Genomic DNA, 22,314 nt, shown 5'->3' with positions numbered 1-22,314 from the left:
GTGGGAAACCGGGGGGCCAGGGGGCGCAGCCCCCGGCTTACCGCCTCCGGTCTACAGGAACGCCAGGTTCACGAGCCAGAACGCCACGGCCGCGACGACCGCCGCCGCCGGCATCGTGATGAACCACCCGAGCACGATGTTCTTGGCGACACCCCACCGCACGGCATTCACCCGCTTCGTCGCCCCCACACCCATGATCGCCGAGGTGATCACATGGGTCGTGGAAACCGGCGCCTTGAAGAGGTACGCCGTGGTGAACATGATCGCCGCCCCCGTGGTCTCCGCGGCGAACCCCTGCGGCGGATCCAGCTCGATGATCTTCCGCCCCAGCGTCCGCATGATCCGCCACCCACCGGCGTACGTCCCCAGCGACAGCATCAGCGCGCAGACGATCTTCACCCAGACCGGGATCGGATCCTTGTAGCTGGAGTGGCCGGAAATCACCAGTGCCATCACCACGACACCCATGGTCTTCTGCGCGTCCTGGAGCCCGTGCCCGAGCGCCATCCCGGCCGCCGACACGGTCTGCGCGATCCGGAACCCCCGCTTGGCCTTGTGCGGATTGGCCTTCCGGAAGATCCACATGATCGCGGTCATGACCAGATAACCGGCGATGAGCCCGACGACCGGCGACACGAACATCGGCACGATGATCTTGTCGACGACCCCGTGCCAGATGACGTCCGTACCGCCGGCCAGCGCGGCCCCCACCATCCCACCGAACAACGCGTGCGAGGACGACGACGGCAGCCCGAAGTACCAGGTGATCAGGTTCCAGGTGATCGCACCGATCAGCGCGGCGAAGAGGATCCCCATCCCCTTCGACCCCTCGGGCGTCTCGATCAGCCCCTCGCTGACGGTCTTGGCGACCCCGGAACCGAGAAACGCGCCGGCGAGGTTCATCACGGCAGCCATCGCGAGCGCCGCCCGCGGGGTCAGCGCCCGCGTGGAGACGGACGTGGCGATGGCGTTCGCGGAGTCGTGAAAACCGTTCGTGTACGTGAAGAAGAGCGCGACCAGAATGGTCACGACCAGAGCGAAGGTGTCCATGAAGAGGTCAGGACTCCTTGACGGCGATGGTCTCCACCGTGTTCGCCACGTGCTCGAACGCGTCCGCCGCCTCCTCCAGCACATCCACGATCTGCTTGAGCTTCAGGACCTCGATGGCGTCGTACTTGCCGTTGAAGAGCTGGGCGAGCAGCTTGCGGTGGATCTGGTCGGCCTGGTTCTCCAGGCGGTTGACCTCGATCCAGTACTCGGTGAGGTTGTCCATCGTGCGCAGGTTGGGCATGGCCTCGGCGGTCAGCTCGGCCGCCCGCGCCAGCACCTCGATCTGCTGCTCGACGCCCTTGGGGAGTTCCTCCACGTTGTAGAGGACGACCAGGTCGACGGCCTCCTCCATGAAGTCCATGATGTCGTCGAGGCAGGAGGCGAGGTTGTAGATGTCCTCGCGGTCGAAGGGCGTGATGAAGGAGGAGTTCAGCTGATGGAAGATCGCGTGCGTGGCATCGTCACCGGCGTGTTCAGCGGCCCGCATACGCTCTGCGATCTCGGCCCGGCCGGCGGTGTCCGCGCCGAGCAGTTCCATGAGGAGTTTCGAGCCCGTGACGATGTTGTCCGCGGACGCGGCGAACATGTCGTAGAAGCTCGTCTCCCTGGGGGTCAGACGAAAGCGCACAAGGGGTCCTCGGGATGCATCGGTTTCGGTCAGGCTGATGCTAAGTGCATCATCCGGCCACGGCTAATGGGCCGTCCCCCAGTGTCGCCCATCAGGCACAGTGATCCGCACGGGGGCGTACCAAGGGCCCTATACCCAGCAAAGTTCGTTACGATATACCCACTAGGGGTATATGTCTGGAGGACGCGATGGACGCGATGACGACCACCGAGGCCGGCGCGGCGGCGGCGCCCTCCGGACCGGCGACGGGACCGGCGACCGAACCGGCGCACGAGCCGGTGACGCACGGTTACCACAAGCAGAAGGACGAGCACCTCAAGCGCCTGCGCCGGATCGAGGGCCAGATCCGCGGTCTGCAGCGCATGGTCGACGAGGACGTCTACTGCATCGACATACTCACCCAGGTGTCCGCCTCCACGAAGGCCCTGCAGTCGTTCGCCCTGCAGCTCCTGGAGGAACACCTGAGGCACTGCGTCGCCGACGCGGCCGTCAAGGGCGGCGAGGAGATCGACGCGAAGGTCGAGGAAGCGACGAAGGCGATCGCCCGCCTGCTCCGCACCTGATCCCGGTCCCCGCTCCTCGACCCGCGGTCGCCGGTTCCCGGCCCTCGGGCCCCTTCAGCGTCCGGCCGCGCCGGAGGTGTCCCGTTCCTCGGCGACCTTCAGCACCTCGTCGATGCTCTCCAGGCTGAGCCGGTCCTCGGCGGCCGAGGCCGCGATGATCAGGTCTCCGCACAGCTCGATCTCGGCGAGGGCCACGTGGTCCTGAACTGCCGTACCGCCGACCGGAGCCACGTGCATCACCTCTTCTCTGCCGTCACCGACTTCCTAGAGTAGGGAGCGGTCTACACAACGCGCATGGCACGGACGGGCTAGTCCGCACCCGGACTCACACCGATCGGTTCCGGTCACTTCTCGGCGATCTGCCCGGCATAGATGTTTTCCGACGCCGGAAGTCGTACGTCCACGGCGGCCCCGAAGCCGTACAGCAACGTCGTCGAGGTGACCGCCACCGTGCTGTGGCGCTGCCCGTTGACGAAGCTGAACCGCTGCCCGAGCTTGCGGACGCGGCCCTGGTCGTCGAGGTAGACGTCGAAGGGTACCCGCGCGGTGGCGAACCCTTTCGCCGCCGACCTCAGAGCCGCCTGGTTCCCCGCCGACGCGCTGCGCGCCGCGGCGGCGAGATCGGCGACCCCCCGATAGTGACGCACCGAGGCCCCTGCCACCTCCGTCTTCCCGAGATACGTCGCCGCAGTCGCCCCGCGCAGCACCTCGGCGGCGGCGTACGGATCGGTGGCCCCACCTGTCACGAGGTTCCCGTCGGACAGCGTCCCGGTGTCGACCCGTACCCATTTGTCCGCGGGCACCCCCGCACCCCGGTTCTTCATGAACAGGGCGCCCGGCGCGAGGAGTTCGGTGATCGGCGGGTGTTCGCTGGCGCCCGCCGGGTCCTGCGGCAGCTGCACCTTCAGCCGGCCGAGCCGGCGCCGGAAGTCGTAGACGCCCTCGCCGCGGATGGTCACGCGGGTGCCGCCGGTCGCCATCTCCATGGACGTACGGGCCTGTGAACTCCCCGCCGCCGTAAGGGAGTCGGCCGCCCGTCGCACCACCGCGACCGGGTCCCCGGCGCCGCGCGCGTCCGCGCTCGCCACTCCGTCACCGCTGCACCCGACGGCACCGACACAGACCCCGACCATGAGCCCCGCGGCGACGACCGCCCCGCCCGCCCGCCCCCGGTCCCGGCTCCGCTCGACCGGGGTGACCCCCACCTGCTGCCGCTCCATAGCCTGCCGTACCCCCGGTACGTCGTCACGGGAACCCCGTCGTTCCGCTTAACGACGGGTGGATGACCCCGTCACGCGGACCCGGTGCCGGGCCGAGGGGATACGCCCGCCATACGAATCCTTTGCACAACCTCGGTACCGTGGTCGACGTGGCGCAGCAGGACGACGGACAGGCTCCCCCCGCACATCCCGAACACCGCACGACGACGGTCGAGCAGGGCCCCTTCTGCTTCGCCCGCTGCGTCTGCGGCTGGCGGGGACCGGCGAGACGCGCGAGAAGCCAGGCCAGGACGGATGCCACCGGGCATCTGCCTGTTCCGAACCTGTGACATGAGCAGGAGAACTTGTGGGGTCCGGCCCGTATCTCACTTGACGGAACCCCACAGGAGGCGACATGCAACGGCGTTCGTTCATAGGCGGCGGCGTGGCCGCGATAGCGGTGGCCGCCGCCACCGCGTGCAACGGCAAGAACACCGGCGGCGGTGACTCGTCCGCGACGGCGGCCGACGCCTCCGCCTCGGCGAGCACACCGGGCCTGCGCACCACCACCTCGGCCGCCGCGGCCAACTGGTCCGCCCTGGCCCACGAACTGGACGGCACCCTCGTCCGCCCCGGTGACGCCTCCTGGAAGACGGCCCACCAGCTGTACAACACCCGCTTCGACTCCCTGAAGCCGGCCGCGGTAGCGTACGTCGCGAACACCGACGACATCCGCTCGGTCCTCTCCTACGCGCGCGCCCACAGCATCCGCGTCTCGATCCGCAACGGCGGCCACTCCTACGCCGGCTACTCCTCCGGCGACGGCCGCCTCGTCCTCGACGTGTCGAAGCTGAACAAGATCCGGGCGAGCGGCTCCAGCGCGGTCGTCGGCGCCGGTTCGAAACTCATCGACGTGTACCGGGCGCTCGCCGCGAAGGGCGTCACCATCCCCGCGGGCTCCTGCCCGACGGTCGGCGTCTCCGGCCTCACCCTGGGCGGCGGCCACGGCGTGGTCTCCCGGGCGTACGGCCTGACCTGCGACAGCCTCACGCAGGCCACGCTGATCACCGCGGACGGCAAGCAGGTGGTCGCCAACGCCACGGAGAACAAGGACCTGTTCTGGGCGCTGCGCGGCGCGGGCAACGGCAACTTCGGCGTGGTGACCGAGCTGCAGTTCAGGACCCACCCGGCGCCCCAGGCCGTGTCGGGCTATCTGACCTGGCCGTCGTCGATGGCGGCGGCCGTGGTGAAGGCCTGGCAGGAGTGGGGCCCCGGCCAGCCCGACGAGATCTGGTCGTCCTGCCACCTCACGAACACCCCCGGCGGCACACCCAGGGTCTCAGTGGCCTGCTTCTCCCTCGGCTCCTACACCGAACTCCAGAACGCCGTCGACAAGCTGGCCCACCTGGCCGGCGGCAACGCGTCGAGCGTCTCGCTGAAGCGGCACACGTACGAGGAGTCGATGGAGGCGTACGCGGGCTGCACGTCCTTCTCGACGGACGCCCAGTGCCATCTGCCGGGTTCGACCCCGGGCCGCTCCCCGCAGGGCGCGCTGGGGCGGGAGACCTACGTGGGCCGCTCCGACTTCTTCGACCGCTCGATCTCGGCCACGGGCATCCAGACGATGCTCAACCAGCTGAAGGCGGTCCGCGGCAACTCCGGCGACATCGCCCTGACGGCCCTCGGCGGCGCGGTCAACCGCGTCTCCCCCACGGCGACGGCCTTCGTCCACCGCCGCTCCCGGATGCTGGCCCAGTACATAGTCTCCTGGCCCGCCGGCACGGCCGGCACCTCGGCCCAGTCCTGGCTGACGTCGTTCCACACCGCGATGAAGCCGTACGCCTCCGGCGCGGCCTACCAGAACTACACGGACCCCACCCTCACCGACTGGCGCAAGGCGTACTACGGCGACGCGGCGACCCGTCTGGCGACGCTGAAGAAGCAGTACGACCCGACCCGCTTCTTCACGTACCCGCAGGGGTTGTAGGGGGCCTTGATGGGGGGGCCGAGCCAGTCGGCCCGGCCCAACGGATCAAGCCGCGAGGTCCCGCTCCTCCGCATCCGCCGCTTCCGTCCGCGCCCCCGGAATCACGACCCCCCGCACCCCGCCCGAGGAAACGATCCACCCGCCCCAAGCCGACCCCTCGACCGCCTTCAGTACCGGCGTGAGCAGGGCCATGGCCAGCGGGGACAGCAGCAGGGCGACAGCCGTGCCGAGCGCGAACCCGCCGATCACGTCGGTCGGATAGTGCACGCCCATGTAGACCCGGCAGAACCCTTCGAGCAGGGCGAGCCCGATCCCCGCCACCCCGAACCGCCGATCCGCCACGAACAGGGCGACCCCCATCGCCATGGTGATCGTGGCGTGATCACTCACGAACGAGTAGTCGGTCTTCCCGGAGATGAGGACGTCGAGCCCGGTGTGGTCGAGGAAGGGCCGCGGCCGCTCCACGAACCCGCGTATGGGCACGTTGACGAGGACGGCGAGCGCGGCGGCCAGCGGCGCCCACACCAGCGCGGCGACGGACGCCGCCGAGTCCTCGCCGCCCCGCCGGCGCACGGACCACCAGCACCACATCCCCAGCAGCACCATCGCGAGCAGCAGTCCGTACTCACCGACGAACCCGACGACGCGGTCGAACCAGTGCGGCGCGTCCTTCGCGAGTCCATTGATGTCGTAGAGCAGATCGACGTCGGGGTTCGACCCGGATTCGGCGAGTACAGCCATGGTGCTGCGGCTCCTTCGTCGTAGTTCCGGGCGCAGCTCTCGTGCGCATTACTCAACAGGAACGCACGGTCCCTCTTCTTACGTTCCACCATCCACCGAATGATCACTCAGACGTTATCGAAGAGAGACTCATCGCCGCAGCTCAGGGGGTGGGTTCACGCTCGGTTCACACCGTCGTGGGGAGTGCTTTCGCGCCATCTTCGGTGACCCGGGTGGCGCCGAAGTAATCGGGGGTGTCAATGGGGTCGAACCGGATCACAGCACCTGTGCGGGGCGCGTCGATCATGTACCCGCCACCGACATAAATCCCCACATGCCGGATGGCCCGGGAATTGGTGAGGTCGTCCGAGAAGAACACCAGATCGCCCGGCAGCAATTCGGCCCGCTGCGGATGCGGCCCCGCGTTGTACTGGTCGTTCGCGACGCGCGGCAGGGTGATCCCGGCCGCCTCGAACGCGGCCTTGGTCAGCCCCGAGCAGTCGAACCGTCCGCCCTGGTCGGCCGTACCGTTGCCGCCCCACAGATACGGCGTGCCGAGCTTGCTCTGCGCGTAGGTGATCGCGGTGGCGGCCTGCTCGGAGGGATCGACCCGGCTGACGGGCGCGGCGAAGCTCTGCGCCAGCGTCGTGATCGTCTTCACGTAGTTCTGGGTCTCCGAGTACGGCGGCACGCCCCCGTACTTGATGACCGCGTACGCCCCCGCGTTGTACGAGGCGAGCATGTTCGCGGTCTGGTTCCCCGGCACGTCCTTGACGTACTTGGCGAGCTCGCAGTCGTAGCTCGCGGCCGACGGGATCGCGTCATTCGGATCCCATACGTTGCGCACGCCGTCGCCGTTGCCGTCGATTCCGTGCGTGGCCCAGGTGCCGGGGATGAACTGCGCTATGCCCTCGGCCTTCGCGGGGCTCTTCGCGTTCGGGTTGAACCCGCTCTCCTGGTAGAGCTGGGCGGCGAGCAGTGCGGGGTTGAGGGCGGGGCAGAGGTTGCCCCACTTCTGCACGAGCGCCGAATACGCCGTCGGCACCGAGCCCTTGGCGAGCGCGACGCTCCCGCCGCCGGCCCCGTTCACGAGGTTCCCGGCGACGAGGTAGACCCCGACGACGAGCAGCATCACGAAGCTGAGCCCCAGCCCAGCCGCGACCCCACTGGCCACCCATACTTTTCGCACGGCTCAACCCTCCCCCATGTCGGCCCTGTTCAAGGCCATTTCCGGGGAGGGTGGCGGCATTTCGCCGTGCTTCCACCACATCTGACGCGTATTCAGCGCGTCACACCCACCCCATACCGTGCCTTACAGCACCCCATTACGGACGATCAGCACGACTCCGGACCATCGCCCCCCCGAGACGGATCAACCGCTCCGAGACGGGTCAGCCGTCCTACGACGGGTCCGCCGTCGCGTCCTTGTACAGCTCGGCCGCCTCTTTCCCGAACACGACGCTGTACGAGATGTCGGGCGTCAGCCCGCCCTGCTCGTGCCCGCCGATGACTCCCACGACCTGCTCGTCCCCGTTGACCCAGGGGCTCCCGCTGGTGCCGCCGGTGAAGCCGGGGCAGTCGATGCGCTGCTGGGTGCCGCTGTGCTGGGTGGGCTTGTTCGTGCAGCTGATGGGCTGATCGGTGGCCGAGGGGTACCCGGTGACGGTGACCGCCGTGGCGCCGGTCGCCATCCCGGTCGTGAACCGGTCGGCGCCGACCACGTCCTCGATGTTCTTGCCGCCGACCTTCACGACCGTGGCGAAGCCGATGTCGCTGTCCTCGGCCTGCCCCTTGGACCAGCCGTCCGGCAGGAACCGCTGCTTGATCTTCCACACCCCGTACGGCGCCCTGCCGTCCCGGTAGCCGGGCACGAACACGTCACCGGGGTCACCGTCCAGGCAGTGGGCCGCGCTGACGATGAGGTCGTGCCCCGCGCTGTGCACGACGGACGCGGTGCAGTGGTGGCCGCCGGCGAGACTGGTGGCATGGGCCGCCCCGAACAGGGCGCCGATCCGGACGCTCTGCTTGCTCACCTCGGTCACGGTGGTCACCCCGAAGGGCCCGGGACCGTCGTCGGCGGTCGCCACGGACGCCGAGGTCAGTGCCAGCGTGACCACGGCGACGAACAGCGCGTACCTGCGGTTGCCCGCGAGGCGAGCGGAACGGGAGATGCGTGAGCTGCGCTTCATCGGGCCCCACTCTGTCCCACAAAGGTGAGAAAGGACGTCGACGTTTACTGAGATTTCGCTGTGAACAGCGCGTTCGTACGACGGTCGACGCTCGGTCCGGCGGTCAGTCCACCGTACTGTCCACCCGCCCCGCCCGCCTCTCCTGCGCGCCACCCTCACGTCTCCCCGGCACCCGACGAAGAAAACCCCCGGACCCGCATCCCCTCCGAGACCGCCTCGGACACACTCTCCGGATTCCCCCCGAATCCCCTCCGACCTCACCCGGGAGCGAGCCCCATGCACAGAAGCCGCGTCTTCGCCCTCCTGATCGACACCCCCGGCCCGGAGGCCGCCGCAGCAGCCGCCTTCTGGTCGGCCGCGCTCGGCGCCCCCGCCGGCCCCGTCCCCGGCGAGGAGCAGTTCACGACGCTCCACGGGGCAATTCCCGGCCTGGTCACGGCCGTTCAGTCGATCGACGACCCCAACCCGCGCTTCCACATCGACATCGAGACCGACGACGTGGAAGCGGAGACAGCCCGTCTGCTCACCCTCGGCGCGACGCAGATCGCCCGCTGGCTCGAGTGCCGGATCCTGCGCGCCCCCGGCGGCCATCTGCTGTGCGTCCTGCCCGTGCACAGCGCCCCAGAGGTCTTCGACGCCCAGGCCCGCGACTGGAGCTAGCGCGCGGCGACCGCCAGCGGGAACACCGCTCCCGTGAGCTCCTCCGACGCCTCCCACAGCCGCCGTGCCGCCACGACGTCGCTCGCCGCCGCGCTCCGCCCGACCAGGGTCGGTTCGCCGCGCATCCCGCCCAGGCCGCTCGGGCCGGCGAAGCTTCCGCCCGGGAGGTCCTCCGTCGCCGCGAAGAGGGTCGGGAGGGCGCCGCCCTTGTCGTCCTGGGCCACGACCTTGTTGCCCATGGTCATCAGGAAGCGGGTGACCGGGTTCGCCGTATGGCTCTGGAGGTTGGTCGCCGCCCAGCCGGGGTGCGCCGCGAGGGAGCGGACGCGGGAGCCCGACTCCGTGAGCCTGTGCTGCAGTTCGAGCGTGAAGAGCAGGTTGGCGAGCTTCGACTGGGAGTAGGCGCGCTGCGGGGCGTAGATGCCGTCCAGGTTCAGGTTCTCGAAGTGGATGCGGCGGTCGCCCATCCGGTGCGCGCCGGAGGAGACGGTCACCACGCGGTCGGTGACGTACGGCAGCAGCAGGTTCGTGAGCGCGAAGTGGCCCAGGTGGTTCGTGCCGAACTGCGTCTCGAACCCGTCGCGTGTGCGGCCCTCGGGGAGCAGCATCACGCCCGCGTTGTTGATCAGCAGGTCGATCGGTCCGTCCCACCCCTCGGCGAACTCCCGCACGGACGCCAGATCCGCGAGGTCGAGCCGCCGCACCTCCGTGCTGCCGCTCATCTTCGCCGCCGCGGCCCGCCCGCGCTCCAGGTCCCGTACGGCGAACACGACGTGCGCGCCCGCCCGGGCCAGTTCGACGGCGGCGGCGAAGCCGATCCCGCTGTTGGCGCCGGTGACGACGGCGGTGCGTCCGGAGAGGTCGGGGATCCGCCCGGCGTCCCACGTGTCCTTGGTCCCGTCCTTGTCCTTGCTGCTGATGGCCTTGCCCGTGGTGTCCATGCCTCCCAATGTAGGCAACGCCAACAATGCTGTCAATGACAACAATGAAGACACCGCCAACAATGCTGTCGCTGCCAACATCGCGATACGATGGCTCGCATGTCTGTACGCCCTGTACGCCCCTATCACCACGGAGACCTGCGCTCCGCCCTGCTCGCGAGCGCGGAGCGCACGCTGCTGGAGAAGGGGGTCGCGGCCCTGTCCCTGCGCGAGCTGGCCCGCGACACCGGCGTCAGTCACGCGGCGCCCGGCCGCCACTTCAAGGACAAGCAGGCCCTGGTCGACGCGCTCGCCCTGACCGGCTTCGAGCGCATGGCCAGGGAACTGACCGCCGCGGACCACCCCGAGCTGCCGCTGCAGGCGCGCCTCACCGAACTGGCCACGACCTACGTCCGTTTCGCGGTCACCAACGCCGAACTGCTGGAGGTCATGTACGCGCGCAAGCACGACGCGGACATCTCCGAGCAGCTCAGGGCGGCGGTGGACGGCACGACCACCCAGTTCGTCCAGATCGTCGTCGACGCCCAGGAGCGCGGCGAGGTGATCCCCGGCCCGCCCTGGACCATCGCCCTGGTCATCGGCGCCGCCCTCCACGGCACGGCCTCCTTCGCCGCCCAGGGCACCCTCACCCCGGAGGCGGCCATCGCCGACGTCCCCACCCTGATCCACCACCTGCTGACGGGCCTGACGCCCCGCGAACCCTGACGTCACCAGCCGCGGGAGCGCCTCTCAGGGGCGCGGGGAACTGCGCGACCAGCCCCACAGCGGCCCGCGGCCCGCGGCCCGCGGACGACCTGAGCCGCCCACCCCCTGCTCGGCCCTTGTCAACGCGCGTCCCGCTGTGAAGTTCCCGTGGAGAGGGTCAAGCCCGAGCCATCCCCGCCCCATCCCGCCGCCAGTGATCAGCAATCCCCCAACCCCCTTGAGTAACGCGGAAGTCAGAACTCCGGAACCCACCTTGTTGTCACGTACTCAACAAGAGATGGTCGTCGCGGGCCGCCGCCCCCACCGAGAACCTCACCGGTGGACCCCCCACCCGCAGGCCTCTGCCAACCTCTCACTGGAGGCTGTACGTTGCGTACGTCACCCCCCAACTCCCCCCACATACGCGGCAACTGGCGCAGACTCGGCACCGCCGCCACCGCGACCGCCGCCCTCCTGCTAGCAGGACTCGGCACCGCGGCCCACGCGAGCGCCGCCACCACGCCCCACAAGGCGACCGCCAAGACGATCGCCGCACAGGTCGCCAAGGCCCACGTGCAGTACGCGAAGATCGGCTGCGCCGCCACCCCGAAGAAGGGCTACGCCGCGTGCAACGCCCTCCGCGTCACCGGCGGCACCACCGCCTTCATGGAGAAGCAGGCGGCCCTGAAGGGCGTCACGCCGAAGACCATCTCCCCGAAGGCCGCCTCCGACGACCCCACCGGCTACGGCCCGTCGGACATCCAGTCCGCCTACGGCCTGGCCGACGCCGCGTCCTCCAGCGGCTCGGGCGAGACCGTCGCGATCGTCGACGCCTACGACGACCCGAACGCCGAGTCCGACCTCGCCACCTACCGCTCGTACTACGGCCTCTCGGCCTGCACGACGGCCAACGGCTGCTTCAAGAAGGTCAGTCAGACCGGTTCGACGAGTTCACTGCCGACCGCCGACAGCGGCTGGGCCGGTGAGGAGTCCCTCGACGTCGACATGGTCAGCGCCGCCTGCCCGAACTGCAGCATCCTCCTGGTCGAGGCCAAGTCGGCGAGCGACGCCAACCTCGGCACCGCGGTGAACGAGGCCGTGAAGCTGGGCGCCAAGTTCGTCTCGAACTCCTACGGCGGCTCCGAGTCCTCCTCCGACACGTCGTACGACACCTCGTACTACAAGCACCCGGGCGTCGCCATCACCGCGAGCGCGGGCGACGAGGCCTACGGCGCCGAGTACCCGGCCGGTTCGCGGTACGTCACCTCGGTCGGCGGCACCAAGCTGTCCGCGTCCTCCACCTCCCGCGGCTGGACCGAGTCCGTGTGGAAGACGTCGAGCACCGAGGGCACCGGCTCCGGCTGCTCCGCCTACGACGCCAAGCCCACCTGGCAGACCGACACCGGCTGCACCAAGCGCATGATCTCCGACGTCTCCGCGGTCGCCGACCCGGCCACCGGCGTCTCGGTCTACGACACCTACGGCGACGACGGCACCGGCTGGGGCACCTACGGCGGCACCAGCGCCTCGTCCCCGATCATCGCGAGCGTCTACGCCCTGGCCGGCACCCCGGGCAGCAGCGACTACCCGGCCTCCTACCCGTACGCCGCGGCCGGCACCTCCGCGCTGAACGACGTGACGAGCGGCAACAACGGCTCCTGCTCGACGAGTTACTTCTGCACCGCCAAGTCGGGCTACGACGGCCCGACCGGGTGGGGCACCCCGGAGGGCGTCTCCGCCTTCACCGGCTGACGCACTCGGCACAGAACCTCCCCGTCGGGTCACGGGGAAGCCGCCGGACAGAGGGGGACGTGGGGTCCCCTCGGCGGAGCAAGTGGCAACGGGCCGCGGCAACCAGCCGCGGCCCGTTCGCCATGTGCTAAGCACCGGCGTGACCAGTGGAAACACCATGGAAATACTGTGAGTTGGGTCAAGTGGGCGCCACTCGATGGCCATCGGACGGCCATCGAAAAGTAAGGCGCCGCCCCGGTTCGGTAAGACGGGGGTCAGGATTCCGGAAGCCTCTTGTTGTCGCGTACTCAACAAGGGATCGTCATCGCGGGCCGCCCCCCACCGCCGGGGAACCCGTACCGGCGACACGCACCCGCACTGCCCCTGTTCCATCGACTCAGGAGGCTGCACCTTGCGTACCACCACGCCCAACTCCCCCCACACGCACGGTAGATGGCGCCGCATCGGATCCACCGCCATCGCCACCGCCGCGTTGGTCTTCACCGGCTTCGGCACCGCCGTACAGGCCGACGCCGCACAGAGCGCCGCCACCACCTCCACCAAGGTGACCTACGCCGCGACCCCTTGCGCGACCCCCAAGAAGGCCGGCGAACTCGCCTGTAACTCCTACCGGGTGACCGGCGGACTCACCGCGTACCAGCAGGCGCAGGCCAAGCGGACGGGCATCACCCCGAAGGCCGCCGACGCCTCGACCCCCTCGGGCTACAGCCCCACCAACATCCGGGCCGCCTACGGCCTGACCTCCGCCGCAGCCTCCAACGGCGCCGGCGAGACGATCGCGATCGTCGACGCGTACAACGACCCGAACGCCGAGTCCGACCTCGCCACCTACCGCTCGTACTACGGCCTCTCGGCCTGCACGACGGCCAACGGCTGCTTCAAGAAGGTCAGTCAGACCGGCTCCACCACCTCGCTGCCCACCAGCGACGCCGGCTGGTCCGAGGAGATCTCCCTCGACCTCGACATGGCGAGCGCGGTCTGCCCGAACTGCAACATCCTCCTGGTCGAGGCCACTTCGGCCACGATGGCCAACCTCGGCACCGCGGTGAACCGCGCGGTCACCCTCGGCGCGAAGTTCGTCTCCAACTCCTACGGCGGCTCCGAGTCCTCCTCGGACACCTCGTACGACACCTCGTACTTCAACCACGCGGGCGTCGCCATCACCGTCTCCGCCGGCGACGAGGGCTACGGCGCCGAGTACCCGGCGGCGTCGAAGTACGTGACGTCGGTCGGCGGCACCAAGCTCTCCACCTCCTCCACCACCCGCGGCTGGACCGAGACGGTGTGGAAGACGAGCAGCACCGAGGGCACCGGCTCCGGCTGCTCCGCCTACGACGCCAAGCCCACCTGGCAGACCGACACCGGTTGCACCAAGCGCATGATCTCCGACGTCTCCGCCGTCGCCGACCCCGCCACCGGCGTCTCGGTCTACGACTCCTACGGCGTCACCGCCGGCTGGTACACCTTCGGCGGCACCAGCGTCTCGGCCCCGATCATCGCGAGCGTCTACGCCCTGGCCGGCACCCCGTCCACCAGCTCCTACCCGGCGTCCTTCCCCTACGCCAAGGCCGGCACCTCCGCCCTCAACGACGTGACCAGCGGCAACAACGGCACCTGCAGCACGTCGTACTTCTGCACCGCCACCACGGGCTACGACGGCCCGACCGGCTGGGGCACCCCGGAGGGCGTCTCCGCCTTCACCGGCTGACGCACTCCCCGCCCCACACGAACTGATCACCAGTCACATGTCATGCCGCCGTGGGTCGTGGGGGCCACACGTGGCATGAGAGAACGGGCCGCGGCATCCAGCCGCGGCCCGTTCATCATGAGAACATCAAGGCGAACGAAATCGAGTAATCAGGGGCTAACGACCAAACCACGGACAGGTTCCGCTGCGGAATCGTTGCCCGGCGTTACCTACCGTGATACACAGAGTGACCGTACGGGGTATTCGTACGAAACCCGCCAATCAATGACGCCAAGTCGACATCCGACAGCGTCTTTGTCGGCGACAATGATGCCTGACCTCTGCGCACCTGCAGGGGATGCGGAACTACCCACCAGGGGCGGTGACTTACATGCTCTTTGCGGCCGACAAGGGCGACATCAACACCATCATCGGCGGGATCGCTCCGGACTGGGGGCCCTTCGGCAGCCTGGGCAACGAGGCGAAGGTGATGATCGAGGTGGTGATGGCGGTCGCCATCCTGCTGTGCCTCGGGATCGCCGTATGGGGTGCGGCCAAACAGCGCATCGGCGCGACGGCGCTCCGCGACACGTTCAGCGCGGAGCAGGGCAAGGGCCTCATCATCGCCGGTCTGACCGGCGTCTTCATCATCGGCTCCCTCGGCACCCTCTTCACGATCGTGTACGGCATGGCCGTGTAGCCGGTCCCGACCGGAACCCCCCGCCCCACCCCACCCGCCCGTCGTGCCCACCGGCTGAGGTTGCGTTTCCCTGATGTCGAGTCACCACACCGCGCCCGCGCGGGAACCAGCACGGCTACCGTCGTACTTCCAGATGTTTCTGGACGACGGCGAAGGGGCGTACCCGGCATGAGTCCCGGAGACGAGCACGAGACCTCCGGCGGTTACGGCGGCACCGGCCAGACCCGCACCCGCCTCCCCCAGAGCGGCACCGACATCTACGGCGGCGCCCGCAGAAGCGGCCGCTCCTCGTCCAGAAGCCTGGTGACGGTCGTCGGAGTCGTCGTACTCCTCATCGCCGCCATCGCGTTCGCCAACCGCGGCGACGGCACCTCGTCCTCGAACGAGACCACCACGTCGAACGGCTCGAAACCGGACAGCGCCGCGACGGCGGCGAGCGGGACCCAGCCGGTGCGGACGAAGACCGGGGGGATCCCCTCGGGATTCGCGCGCACCCAGCAAGGAGCGCAGTCGGCGGCGGCCAACTACTCCGTGTCCCTGGGCTCGACCGGGATGTTCCAGAAGGACATCCGCCACTCGCTCGTGAACTCGCTCTACACGTCCAGCGCGGCGGCCAAACTGACGGGTCCGATGGATCAGGCCTACTCCGCCGACTTCCTCGGCAAGCTGGGCCTCGACGCCAACGGCAACGCACCGACCGGCAGCACCTTCGTCTCGCGCGTGATCCCGGTCGGGACGACCGTCCAGCAGTACAGCGACAACGACGCGAAGGTCGCGGTCTGGTACGTGGGACTGATCGGCATGTCCGGGCAGGCCTCGACCGACCCCGTCACCACCTCGTGGAAGACCTGGACGTACGACCTCCAGTGGTCCGACGGCGACTGGAAGATCGTCGCGGACTCCCAGAAGGACGGCCCCGCCCCGGTCCCCGGCGACGACACGGCCGCCACCTCGGACGAGATCAGCAAGGCCATCGACGAGTACGGAGGGTTCACGTATGCCCGGTAACCCGCAACGCGTGCTCCGGCTCGCCGGAGTTGTGACCGCCGTACAGACCTCGCTCGTACTGCTGGCCACCCATGCCGTCGCCGCACCCAGCCCCAGCCCCTCGCCCTCGCCCTCGGCGTCCAAGACCACCGACGACTGCAAGCTCATCGTCGGCGAAGCGAAGAAGTACTGCGAGCGCGGCAACCAGAAGAGCACCACCACCAATCCGGGGGTCACCGACACCCTCGACCCCCTCTCCTCCCTCGGCAAGGGCTGTGCCGAAGCCGCCTCCTGGACCATCGACAAGCTCAGCGACGCCGTCAAGGAGACGGCGAACGTCGACTTCACGAACCCCAGGTTCCTTCAGCAGTACGCCGTCGTCTTCGCCGCGTCCACGATCCTCACGCTCCTCCTGTGGCTCCTCGCGGTAGCGAAGCGCGCGGTCCGCGGCGTCCCCCTCACCACCGCGATCTCCGAAGCCGTCGGCTTCCTCTGGCTCACGGTCATCGCCTCCGCGTTCACCCCCCTGATCCTCTACACCGTCGTCTCCGCCACCGACGGCATCACCCAGGTCCTCGCGAAGACCACCGGCGACCAGACCGACACGTTCTTCGGCACCTTCTCCGGCGCCCTCGCCAAGGGCAACAACATCGGCGGCGGCCCGATCATGCTGATCGTGGTCTCCCTGGTGTCGATCCTCGCCGCCGGCGTCCTCTGGCTGGAGCTCGTCATCCGCGCCGCCCTCCTCTACGTCGGCGCCCTCCTCGGCACCGTCGTCTACGCGGGCCTCGTCGACAAGAACCTGTGGGGCCACGTCCGCCGCTGGGCCGGCATCATGATCGCGGTGATCCTGGTGAAACCGGTGATCGTGATCGTGCTCGGCCTGGCCGGCGCGCTCTCCTCCGCCGACGGCCCGGACTCGTTCTCCGCCGTCGTCTCCGGCCTCGCCATCATCCTGCTCGCCATCTTCGCCAGCGCGATGATCTACCGCTTCGTCCCCGGCTTCGGCGACGAGATCGCCAGCGGCCGCAACAACCGCATCATGCAGGGCGCCGAGGGCAAGGCCGCCGCGGTCATCAGCTCCCCGGCCACCATGGTCGCCCAGGGCATCAAGACTCACAGCGCCCGCACCAACGACGGCGGAGGCGGCGGCCAGTCCTCGTCCGGCGCCCGCCCGTCCAACCCGGTCTCCGGCGGCGTGGCCGCGCACAGCAGCCGCCCCTCCGGCGGCGGCGGAGCCGTCCCCTCCGCCGCGCCCGCGCCCCGCCAGAGCCCGGCGAACACCCCGCACGCAAGCAACGCCCGCAACAACCGCACGGGAGGTGAAGGGCGTTGACGACAGAGTCCCATCTGTCCCATCCGATCACGCCTCGCCGGACTTATCTCATCGGCCGTGCCCGGCCGAACGCGATCGTCGGCAAGAATCGTGAGACCGGCGAGATCGCGCTCATCATCGTGGGCGCGTTCCTCGGCATGATGTGCGGGCTCCTCGTCCCGGTCCTGTCCCTGCGCATCGTGCTGCTGACCGGCTTCCCGATGCTGGCGCTGATGGCGGTCTACGTGCCGTACAAGCGCCGTACGTTCTACAAGTGGTTCGAGATCAACCGCAGTTACAAGCGCACCCTGCGCCAGGGCACGACCTACCGTTCCTCCGTCATGGAGGCCGGCGTGCACCTCGACGGGCGCGAGGTGGAGATCGGCCCGCCGCCCGGGATCGGCCGCATCAACTGGCTGGCCGCCCCGTTCGGCCCGGACGAGATCGCCGTACTGCTGCACGCGGACCGCCGTACGGTCACCGCGGCGATCGAGATCGAGGGCCCGGGCGTCGGCCTGCGCGACAGCGAGGACCAGGAGGCCCTCGTCGACCGCTTCGGCACCCTCCTCAAGCACGTGGCCAACGGCGACGGCTTCGTCACCCGCCTCCAGATGCTCGCCCGCACCCTGCCCGCCGACCCGGACGCACACGCCAAGGACGTCGCCCAGCGCGGCGACGAGAAGTCCCTGACATGGCTCCAGCAGTCGTACGACCAGCTGCAGTCGATGGTGTCCACCAGCAGCGAGCAGCACCGCGCCTACCTCGTCGCCTGCATGCACTTCACCCGCGAACTCTCCGCCGAGGCCCACGCGATGGCCCGCGCGTCCCGCCCCCACGCGGGCCGCAAGCTGGACCGCGACGCCGGTCTCGCCGTCGTCATGGCACGTGAACTCACCGACATCTGCTCGCGGTTGCAGGAGGCGGACATCCGCGTACGGCAGCCGCTCGGCCAGGGCCGGCTCGCCTCGCTGATCCACTCCATGTACGACCCGGACCACCCCATCGACCATCTCCAGGCGATGACGAAGCGCAACGCCTGGCCGGCCGAACTCGACGCCATGGAACCGACGTTCCTCCAGGCGAAGACCCGCGAGTCGTCGACCCGCGACCCGTGGTGCCACGCCACGGCCTGGGTGAAGGAGTGGCCGATGACTCCCGTGGGCGTCAACTTCCTCGCCCCGCTCCTCGTCCACACCCCGGACGTGATCCGCACGGTCGCCGTCACGATGGACCTCGAACCCACCGAGGTCGCCATCGAGCGCATGCTGACCGAGAAGACCAACGACGAGGCCGACGCCTCCCGCGCCGCCAAGATGAACCGCACCGTCGACCCCCGCGACGTCGCCGCGCACGGCCGGATGGACCAGCGCGGCGAGGACCTCGCGAGCGGCGCGGCCGGGGTGAACCTCGTCGGCTACATCACCGTCTCCTCCCGCAACCCCGAGGCCCTCGCGCGCGACAAGCGCACGATAAGGGCGTCCGCCGGCAAGTCGTATCTGAAGCTGGAGTGGTGCGACCGCGAGCACCACCGCGCGTTTGTGAACACACTGCCGTTCGCCACCGGCATCCGGAGGTAGGGGTCAGATGCGGGATCCGCTGTCCGTCCTCACCGACGCCTTCACGTCCTTCCTCTTCGGGAAGATCGAGTCCACCCGACTCCCGGTCCGCACCTCGACCGGCCAGGCCCAGGCGGTCTATCTGCCCACGGCCGCCCCCGGGTTGGGCGACTCGGGCGTCATCATCGGCCGCGAGGTCTACTCCGGCAAGGGCTACATCTACGACCCCTTCCAGCTCTACGGCCAGCAACTCCCCGCCCCGCACTGGCTGGTGCTCGGGGAGTCCGGCAACGGCAAGTCGGCCCTGGAGAAGACGTACGTCCTGCGCCAGCTGCGCTTCCGCGACCGCCAAGTGGTCGTCCTGGACGCGCAGGGCGAGGACGGCGTGGGCGAATGGAACCTGATCGCGGAGGAGTTGGGGATAACCCCCATCCGCCTGGACCCGACGGCCGCCCTGGACATGGGAATCCGCCTCAATCCCCTGGACCCGGCGATCACCACCACGGGCCAACTCGCCCTGCTCCGCACGATCATCGAGGTGGCGATGGGCCACGGCCTCGACGAACGCTCCGGCTTCGCGCTGAAGGTGGCGCATGCCTACGTCAACGAGACGATCGTCGAACGCCAGCCCGTCCTGATGGACATCGTCGAGCAACTCCGGCACCCGGAACCGGAGTCGGCCGAGGCGATGAACGTCGCCATAGACGACGTACGCGCCTGGGGTCTGGACGTGGCGCTCGTCATCGACCGCTTGGTCGACGGCGACCTCCGCGGCATGTTCGACGGCCCGACCACGGTGGGCATCGACCTCGACGCCCCCCTGATCGTCTTCGACCTGTCCCACATCGACCGCAACTCCATCGCCATGCCCATCCTGATGGCGATCGTCGGCGTCTGGCTGGAACACACCTGGATCCGCCCCGACCGGAAGAAGCGCATCTTCCTGGTCGAGGAGGCCTGGCACATCATCAACAGCCCCTTCGTGGCCCAGCTCTTCCAGCGCCTGCTGAAGTTCGGCCGCCGACTGGGCCTGTCGTTCGTGGCGGTGGTCCACCACCTCTCGGACGTCGTCGACGGGGCAGCCGCGAAGGAAGCGGCGGCGATCCTCAAAATGGCGTCGACCCGAACGATCTACGCCCAGAAAGCCGACGAAGCACGCGCCACAGGAAGGGTGTTGGGGCTGCCACGCTGGGCGGTGGAGATCATCCCCACCCTCACCCCCGGCATCGCGGTCTGGGACGTCAACGGCAATGTCCAGGTGGTCAAACACCTGATCACCGAGACGGAACGCCCCCTGGTCTTCACCGACCGCGCGATGACCCAGTCCTCCCGCGACCACGACCAGGAACTGACCGACGACGCCCTGCGCGCCGCCGAGTTGGAGGCGGAGGAACGCGCGGCCGCCTTCATGGAACAGCACCTGAACGATCTCGACGGCTCCTCCGAGTCCACGGTGGCGTGAACGGCGGTGGCATGACATGAGACCGGACGACGGTGGACGCGAGCGCCAAGGGGGCATCCCCGACGGCCTGTTGGTGGGCCTGCTCGCGTTCCTCATCGGCATGACACTGCTGGTGTGGTCCGCGACCGGCCTGGCCGCCCTGTTCTCCAAGGGCACCTGGCCGACCGGCGTCACCTTCACCCGCACCCCCATGGCCATGCGCCACCTCATCGCCCAGCCCCACGACATCACCGGCGCCTGGCCCCAGTCCCCACCCGCCGAGTTCTCCGGCTACGGCCTCTTCTGGGGCCTGTTCATCGGCCAGCTGATGATCCTGGTCGTCCTGACGGTCTTCGTGATGGGCACGCTGGCACGCTGGCGAGCGGTACGCGCGAGAACGCGGGCGAAGACCCTGGCCGCCCCGCCGCCACCGGAACCCCACGAGGTACCGATACAGCGCCCGGAGCCGCAGGAAGTGGCACCTCAACACCCGGAACCTCAACCGCAGTTGCAGCCCACGGCCGTCCTGGAACAGGCGGCACCCGCACCCGTCGTCGCCTCGACAACGTCTCTGGCCAACGGTGAACCGATGGCCCGGTGGGAACGAATCTTCCTGGCGACGGCGGAAAGCCGCCGGTCCACAGCCACCCAGGCCGTACAGGACGCAGCAGGCCCCGCCCTGGTGGTCACGTCGAACAAGACGATCTGGCAGGACACCAAGGACGCCAGAGCCAAACTGGGTCCGGTCCTCCTCTACGACCCCACCCACCTCTGCGACACCCCGGCCCGCCTCCACTGGTCCCCCACAGCCGGCTGCGAGGACAAGCAGACCGCGGTGCACCGGGCCGCCGCCCTCCTCGCCCCGGTCAGGCCCACCGCCAGGATCGACCAGGCGGTGGCGGACACCGCCGAGACACTCCTCCGCAGCTACCTGCACGCCGCCGCCATCGACGGCCGCACCATCCGCCACGTCCACCGCTGGTCCCAGGGCACCCAGGTCCAGGACGCGGTACGAACCCTCCGCACGAACCCGAAGGCAGCCCCCGGCGCCGCGGGAGAACTCGAAGCGGCCCTCACGTCACACCCCGAACGCCGGGACATCGCGCAGGAGTTGACGAGCCGCGCCCTGTCCGCCCTCTCCACGGTCAACATCCGCGAGGCATGCACACCCAACAGAACTGACGCGCTCTCCTTGGATTCCTTTGCGAACGAAGGGGGCACGCTTTATCTGGTCGGTGAATCCATCGAGGACCCCCGGACCAGCCCGGGCGCGATGCCTCTCCTCACCGCCCTCGCATCAAGCGTGGTCGAGCGCGGCCGGCACATGGCCGAACGGTCATCGGCCGGTCGCCTCGACCCACCAATGACGCTTGTCCTGGACGACATCGCGGCGGTCGCCCCACTCCCCCAGCTCCCGGACCTCCTGGCCACCGGAGCCGACCGAGGCCTGCCGACCCTGGCCCTCCTCCGCTCCAGAGAACAGGCCAGAGCCCGCTGGCCCCACCACGAACTACCGGTGTAGCCACAGCACGTACGGCACCGCGCGCCTACGGCCGCTCGACCACCATCTCCAGCTCCCGCTCGTCCGGCCTGCCGGCCATCGGCACGGTGACGCCCGTGGCCACGAAGCCGACCTTGCCGTAGAACCGCCGGGCCCGCTCGTTGTCCTCGTGCACGATGAGCCGCACCCGCTCGACCCCGCGCCCCCAGGCCCAATCGAGGGCGGCGTCGAAGAGCACCTCGGTGAGACCGATGCCCCGCACCTCGGGCCGCACGAACACCCCGACGAGATGCCCCTGCTTCTGCTCGACCGTGAAGCCGGCCCAGTCGACGGTCCCGGCTTCCTCAAGCAGCACGGTCACCGTCCCGACCCACTCGCCGTCCGGCCCCTCGGCAATGACCTGCTGAGCCCCGTCAGCGCCTTCAGCGGCCCCTACGGCCCGCTCCTGGTAGAAGGAGTCCGGCCGGGCCAGCGCGGCGTCGTAGGTCTCCAGGAAGGCCAGGTGCGCGACGGGGTCCTGCAGAGCGACGAGCCGCAGCTCCCTCGCCGAGGCCCACTCGTCGGCGCGTATCGACCGGATCTTGTAGTTCATGCCAGCCACGGTAGCCGAAACGCAGAAAACCCCTGTACCGAATAAACGGTACAGGGGTTCTCACACAATTTGTTCGGCGGCGTCCTACTCTCCCACAGGGTCCCCCCTGCAGTACCATCGGCGCTGTAAGGCTTAGCTTCCGGGTTCGGAATGTAACCGGGC

At 69.2% G+C, this 22,314-nt stretch carries 22 protein-coding genes and 1 rRNA gene; 13 read left to right on the top strand and 10 right to left on the bottom strand.

Annotated features, from left to right (window positions below):
* Positions 1–51: 51 nt before the first annotated feature.
* Together ACIPTO_RS05835 and ACIPTO_RS05830 are read right to left on the bottom strand one after the other, a co-directional pair.
* A complete protein-coding gene (locus ACIPTO_RS05835; protein WP_366323731.1) occupies positions 52–1,050 on the bottom strand; it encodes an inorganic phosphate transporter in 999 nt (332 codons plus the stop codon).
* A gap of 7 nt (positions 1,051–1,057) precedes the next feature.
* The gene (locus tag ACIPTO_RS05830; protein WP_266770821.1) at positions 1,058–1,678 is read right to left on the bottom strand and encodes a DUF47 domain-containing protein; all 621 of its coding nucleotides are present in this window, start codon (positions 1,676–1,678) and stop codon (positions 1,058–1,060) included.
* 197 nt (positions 1,679–1,875) lie between these two features.
* Here ACIPTO_RS05830 and ACIPTO_RS05825 point away from each other — a divergent pair, with 197 nt between their 5' ends.
* Positions 1,876–2,241 carry a metal-sensitive transcriptional regulator gene (locus tag ACIPTO_RS05825; protein ID WP_366324062.1) on the top strand — a complete coding sequence of 122 codons (366 nt, stop codon included), beginning with the start codon at positions 1,876–1,878 and terminating at the stop codon, positions 2,239–2,241.
* 54 nt (positions 2,242–2,295) lie between these two features.
* On the opposite strand, the gene ACIPTO_RS05820 is transcribed toward ACIPTO_RS05825, so the two are convergent.
* Positions 2,296–2,478, bottom strand: a complete 183-nt coding sequence (locus ACIPTO_RS05820) for a hypothetical protein (protein ID WP_366323729.1) — start codon at positions 2,476–2,478, stop codon at positions 2,296–2,298.
* Positions 2,479–2,585: 107 nt separating this feature from the next.
* Complete coding sequence (locus ACIPTO_RS05815) at positions 2,586–3,461, bottom strand: hypothetical protein (protein WP_401189740.1); 876 nt, start codon at positions 3,459–3,461, stop codon at positions 2,586–2,588.
* A 149-nt stretch (positions 3,462–3,610) separates the two neighbouring features.
* On the opposite strand from ACIPTO_RS05815, the gene ACIPTO_RS05810 reads away from it, so the two are divergent.
* Positions 3,611–3,790: a hypothetical protein gene (locus ACIPTO_RS05810; protein ID WP_366323725.1), complete on the top strand. Its 180-nt coding sequence runs from the start codon at positions 3,611–3,613 to the stop codon at positions 3,788–3,790.
* Between the two features lie 65 nt (positions 3,791–3,855).
* Positions 3,856–5,427, top strand: coding sequence for an FAD-binding oxidoreductase (locus ACIPTO_RS05805; protein ID WP_401189739.1), 1,572 nt, complete (start codon positions 3,856–3,858; stop codon positions 5,425–5,427).
* A gap of 45 nt (positions 5,428–5,472) precedes the next feature.
* Here ACIPTO_RS05805 and ACIPTO_RS05800 read toward each other — a convergent pair whose 3' ends face one another.
* The 3 genes from ACIPTO_RS05800 to ACIPTO_RS05790 all read right to left on the bottom strand — a co-directional run bounded on the left by ACIPTO_RS05800 (position 5,473) and on the right by ACIPTO_RS05790 (position 8,336).
* Positions 5,473–6,168: a phosphatase PAP2 family protein gene (locus tag ACIPTO_RS05800; protein WP_401189737.1), complete on the bottom strand. Its 696-nt coding sequence runs from the start codon at positions 6,166–6,168 to the stop codon at positions 5,473–5,475.
* Positions 6,169–6,334: 166 nt separating this feature from the next.
* Complete coding sequence (locus ACIPTO_RS05795) at positions 6,335–7,279, bottom strand: NlpC/P60 family protein (protein WP_401190807.1); 945 nt, start codon at positions 7,277–7,279, stop codon at positions 6,335–6,337.
* Between the two features lie 268 nt (positions 7,280–7,547).
* Positions 7,548–8,336: a trypsin-like peptidase domain-containing protein gene (locus ACIPTO_RS05790; RefSeq protein WP_366323717.1), complete on the bottom strand. Its 789-nt coding sequence runs from the start codon at positions 8,334–8,336 to the stop codon at positions 7,548–7,550.
* Positions 8,337–8,612: 276 nt separating this feature from the next.
* On the opposite strand from ACIPTO_RS05790, the gene ACIPTO_RS05785 reads away from it, so the two are divergent.
* A complete protein-coding gene (locus tag ACIPTO_RS05785) occupies positions 8,613–8,996 on the top strand; it encodes a VOC family protein (RefSeq protein ID WP_401189735.1) in 384 nt (127 codons plus the stop codon).
* On the opposite strand, the gene ACIPTO_RS05780 is transcribed toward ACIPTO_RS05785, so the two are convergent.
* Positions 8,993–9,937, bottom strand: a complete 945-nt coding sequence (locus ACIPTO_RS05780; RefSeq protein WP_401189734.1) for an oxidoreductase — start codon at positions 9,935–9,937, stop codon at positions 8,993–8,995. The two genes, ACIPTO_RS05785 and ACIPTO_RS05780, sit on opposite strands and share 4 nt — an antisense overlap.
* A gap of 90 nt (positions 9,938–10,027) precedes the next feature.
* Between ACIPTO_RS05780 and ACIPTO_RS05775 the strand changes: the two genes are divergently transcribed.
* From ACIPTO_RS05775 to ACIPTO_RS05735, 9 genes are all read left to right on the top strand, one after another.
* Complete coding sequence (locus ACIPTO_RS05775; RefSeq protein ID WP_401189732.1) at positions 10,028–10,642, top strand: TetR/AcrR family transcriptional regulator; 615 nt, start codon at positions 10,028–10,030, stop codon at positions 10,640–10,642.
* A 369-nt stretch (positions 10,643–11,011) separates the two neighbouring features.
* Positions 11,012–12,373 (top strand): peptidase S8, encoded by a 1,362-nt coding sequence (locus tag ACIPTO_RS05770; RefSeq protein WP_401189731.1) that lies wholly within the window; start codon positions 11,012–11,014, stop codon positions 12,371–12,373.
* A 391-nt stretch (positions 12,374–12,764) separates the two neighbouring features.
* Positions 12,765–14,081: a S53 family peptidase gene (locus ACIPTO_RS05765; protein WP_366323709.1), complete on the top strand. Its 1,317-nt coding sequence runs from the start codon at positions 12,765–12,767 to the stop codon at positions 14,079–14,081.
* Between the two features lie 370 nt (positions 14,082–14,451).
* Positions 14,452–14,760: a hypothetical protein gene (locus tag ACIPTO_RS05760; RefSeq protein ID WP_014673544.1), complete on the top strand. Its 309-nt coding sequence runs from the start codon at positions 14,452–14,454 to the stop codon at positions 14,758–14,760.
* A gap of 168 nt (positions 14,761–14,928) precedes the next feature.
* Positions 14,929–15,768, top strand: a complete 840-nt coding sequence (locus ACIPTO_RS05755) for a hypothetical protein (protein WP_401189729.1) — start codon at positions 14,929–14,931, stop codon at positions 15,766–15,768.
* Positions 15,758–17,083, top strand: a complete 1,326-nt coding sequence (locus tag ACIPTO_RS05750) for a hypothetical protein (protein WP_366323705.1) — start codon at positions 15,758–15,760, stop codon at positions 17,081–17,083. The genes ACIPTO_RS05755 and ACIPTO_RS05750 overlap by 11 nt, the downstream gene beginning before the upstream one ends.
* The gene (locus ACIPTO_RS05745; RefSeq protein ID WP_366323703.1) at positions 17,080–18,639 is read left to right on the top strand and encodes an SCO6880 family protein; all 1,560 of its coding nucleotides are present in this window, start codon (positions 17,080–17,082) and stop codon (positions 18,637–18,639) included. The genes ACIPTO_RS05750 and ACIPTO_RS05745 overlap by 4 nt, the downstream gene beginning before the upstream one ends.
* A 7-nt stretch (positions 18,640–18,646) precedes the next feature.
* A complete protein-coding gene (locus tag ACIPTO_RS05740) occupies positions 18,647–20,080 on the top strand; it encodes an ATP-binding protein (RefSeq protein ID WP_366323701.1) in 1,434 nt (477 codons plus the stop codon).
* 16 nt (positions 20,081–20,096) lie between these two features.
* Positions 20,097–21,581 carry a type IV secretory system conjugative DNA transfer family protein gene (locus ACIPTO_RS05735; RefSeq protein WP_366323699.1) on the top strand — a complete coding sequence of 495 codons (1,485 nt, stop codon included), beginning with the start codon at positions 20,097–20,099 and terminating at the stop codon, positions 21,579–21,581.
* Positions 21,582–21,606: 25 nt separating this feature from the next.
* Here the strand turns inward: ACIPTO_RS05735 and ACIPTO_RS05730 are convergent, their stop codons facing one another.
* Positions 21,607–22,152 carry a GNAT family N-acetyltransferase gene (locus ACIPTO_RS05730; RefSeq protein ID WP_401189726.1) on the bottom strand — a complete coding sequence of 182 codons (546 nt, stop codon included), beginning with the start codon at positions 22,150–22,152 and terminating at the stop codon, positions 21,607–21,609.
* Between the two features lie 71 nt (positions 22,153–22,223).
* Positions 22,224–22,314: ribosomal RNA gene (rrf, locus tag ACIPTO_RS05725) — 5S ribosomal RNA — on the bottom strand; the annotation flags it as partial.

Source organism: Streptomyces sp. NPDC090083, from assembly GCF_044747445.1.
GTDB lineage: Bacteria > Actinomycetota > Actinomycetes > Streptomycetales > Streptomycetaceae > Streptomyces.
The sequence above is the reverse complement of the archived record's forward strand: the minus strand, read 5'-3'. Positions and strand labels throughout refer to the sequence as shown.

Excerpts from the sequence above, each read along its gene's own strand:
- ACIPTO_RS05800 (WP_401189737.1), bottom strand. The coding sequence starts at position 6,168 with ATGGCTGTACTCGCCGAATCCGGGTCGAACCCCGACGTCGATCTGCTC.
- ACIPTO_RS05760 (WP_014673544.1), top strand. The coding sequence starts at position 14,452 with ATGCTCTTTGCGGCCGACAAGGGCGACATCAACACCATCATCGGCGGG.
- ACIPTO_RS05740 (WP_366323701.1), top strand. The coding sequence starts at position 18,647 with ATGCGGGATCCGCTGTCCGTCCTCACCGACGCCTTCACGTCCTTCCTC.
- ACIPTO_RS05795 (WP_401190807.1), bottom strand. The coding sequence starts at position 7,279 with ATGCTGCTCGTCGTCGGGGTCTACCTCGTCGCCGGGAACCTCGTGAAC.
- ACIPTO_RS05790 (WP_366323717.1), bottom strand. The coding sequence starts at position 8,336 with ATGAAGCGCAGCTCACGCATCTCCCGTTCCGCTCGCCTCGCGGGCAAC.
- ACIPTO_RS05735 (WP_366323699.1), top strand. The coding sequence starts at position 20,097 with ATGAGACCGGACGACGGTGGACGCGAGCGCCAAGGGGGCATCCCCGAC.
- ACIPTO_RS05820 (WP_366323729.1), bottom strand. The coding sequence starts at position 2,478 with ATGCACGTGGCTCCGGTCGGCGGTACGGCAGTTCAGGACCACGTGGCC.
- ACIPTO_RS05825 (WP_366324062.1), top strand. The coding sequence starts at position 1,876 with ATGACGACCACCGAGGCCGGCGCGGCGGCGGCGCCCTCCGGACCGGCG.
- ACIPTO_RS05750 (WP_366323705.1), top strand. The coding sequence starts at position 15,758 with ATGCCCGGTAACCCGCAACGCGTGCTCCGGCTCGCCGGAGTTGTGACC.
- ACIPTO_RS05785 (WP_401189735.1), top strand. The coding sequence starts at position 8,613 with ATGCACAGAAGCCGCGTCTTCGCCCTCCTGATCGACACCCCCGGCCCG.
- ACIPTO_RS05835 (WP_366323731.1), bottom strand. The coding sequence starts at position 1,050 with ATGGACACCTTCGCTCTGGTCGTGACCATTCTGGTCGCGCTCTTCTTC.
- ACIPTO_RS05775 (WP_401189732.1), top strand. The coding sequence starts at position 10,028 with ATGGCTCGCATGTCTGTACGCCCTGTACGCCCCTATCACCACGGAGAC.
- ACIPTO_RS05780 (WP_401189734.1), bottom strand. The coding sequence starts at position 9,937 with ATGGACACCACGGGCAAGGCCATCAGCAGCAAGGACAAGGACGGGACC.
- ACIPTO_RS05815 (WP_401189740.1), bottom strand. The coding sequence starts at position 3,461 with ATGGAGCGGCAGCAGGTGGGGGTCACCCCGGTCGAGCGGAGCCGGGAC.
- ACIPTO_RS05805 (WP_401189739.1), top strand. The coding sequence starts at position 3,856 with ATGCAACGGCGTTCGTTCATAGGCGGCGGCGTGGCCGCGATAGCGGTG.
- ACIPTO_RS05730 (WP_401189726.1), bottom strand. The coding sequence starts at position 22,152 with ATGAACTACAAGATCCGGTCGATACGCGCCGACGAGTGGGCCTCGGCG.
- ACIPTO_RS05755 (WP_401189729.1), top strand. The coding sequence starts at position 14,929 with ATGAGTCCCGGAGACGAGCACGAGACCTCCGGCGGTTACGGCGGCACC.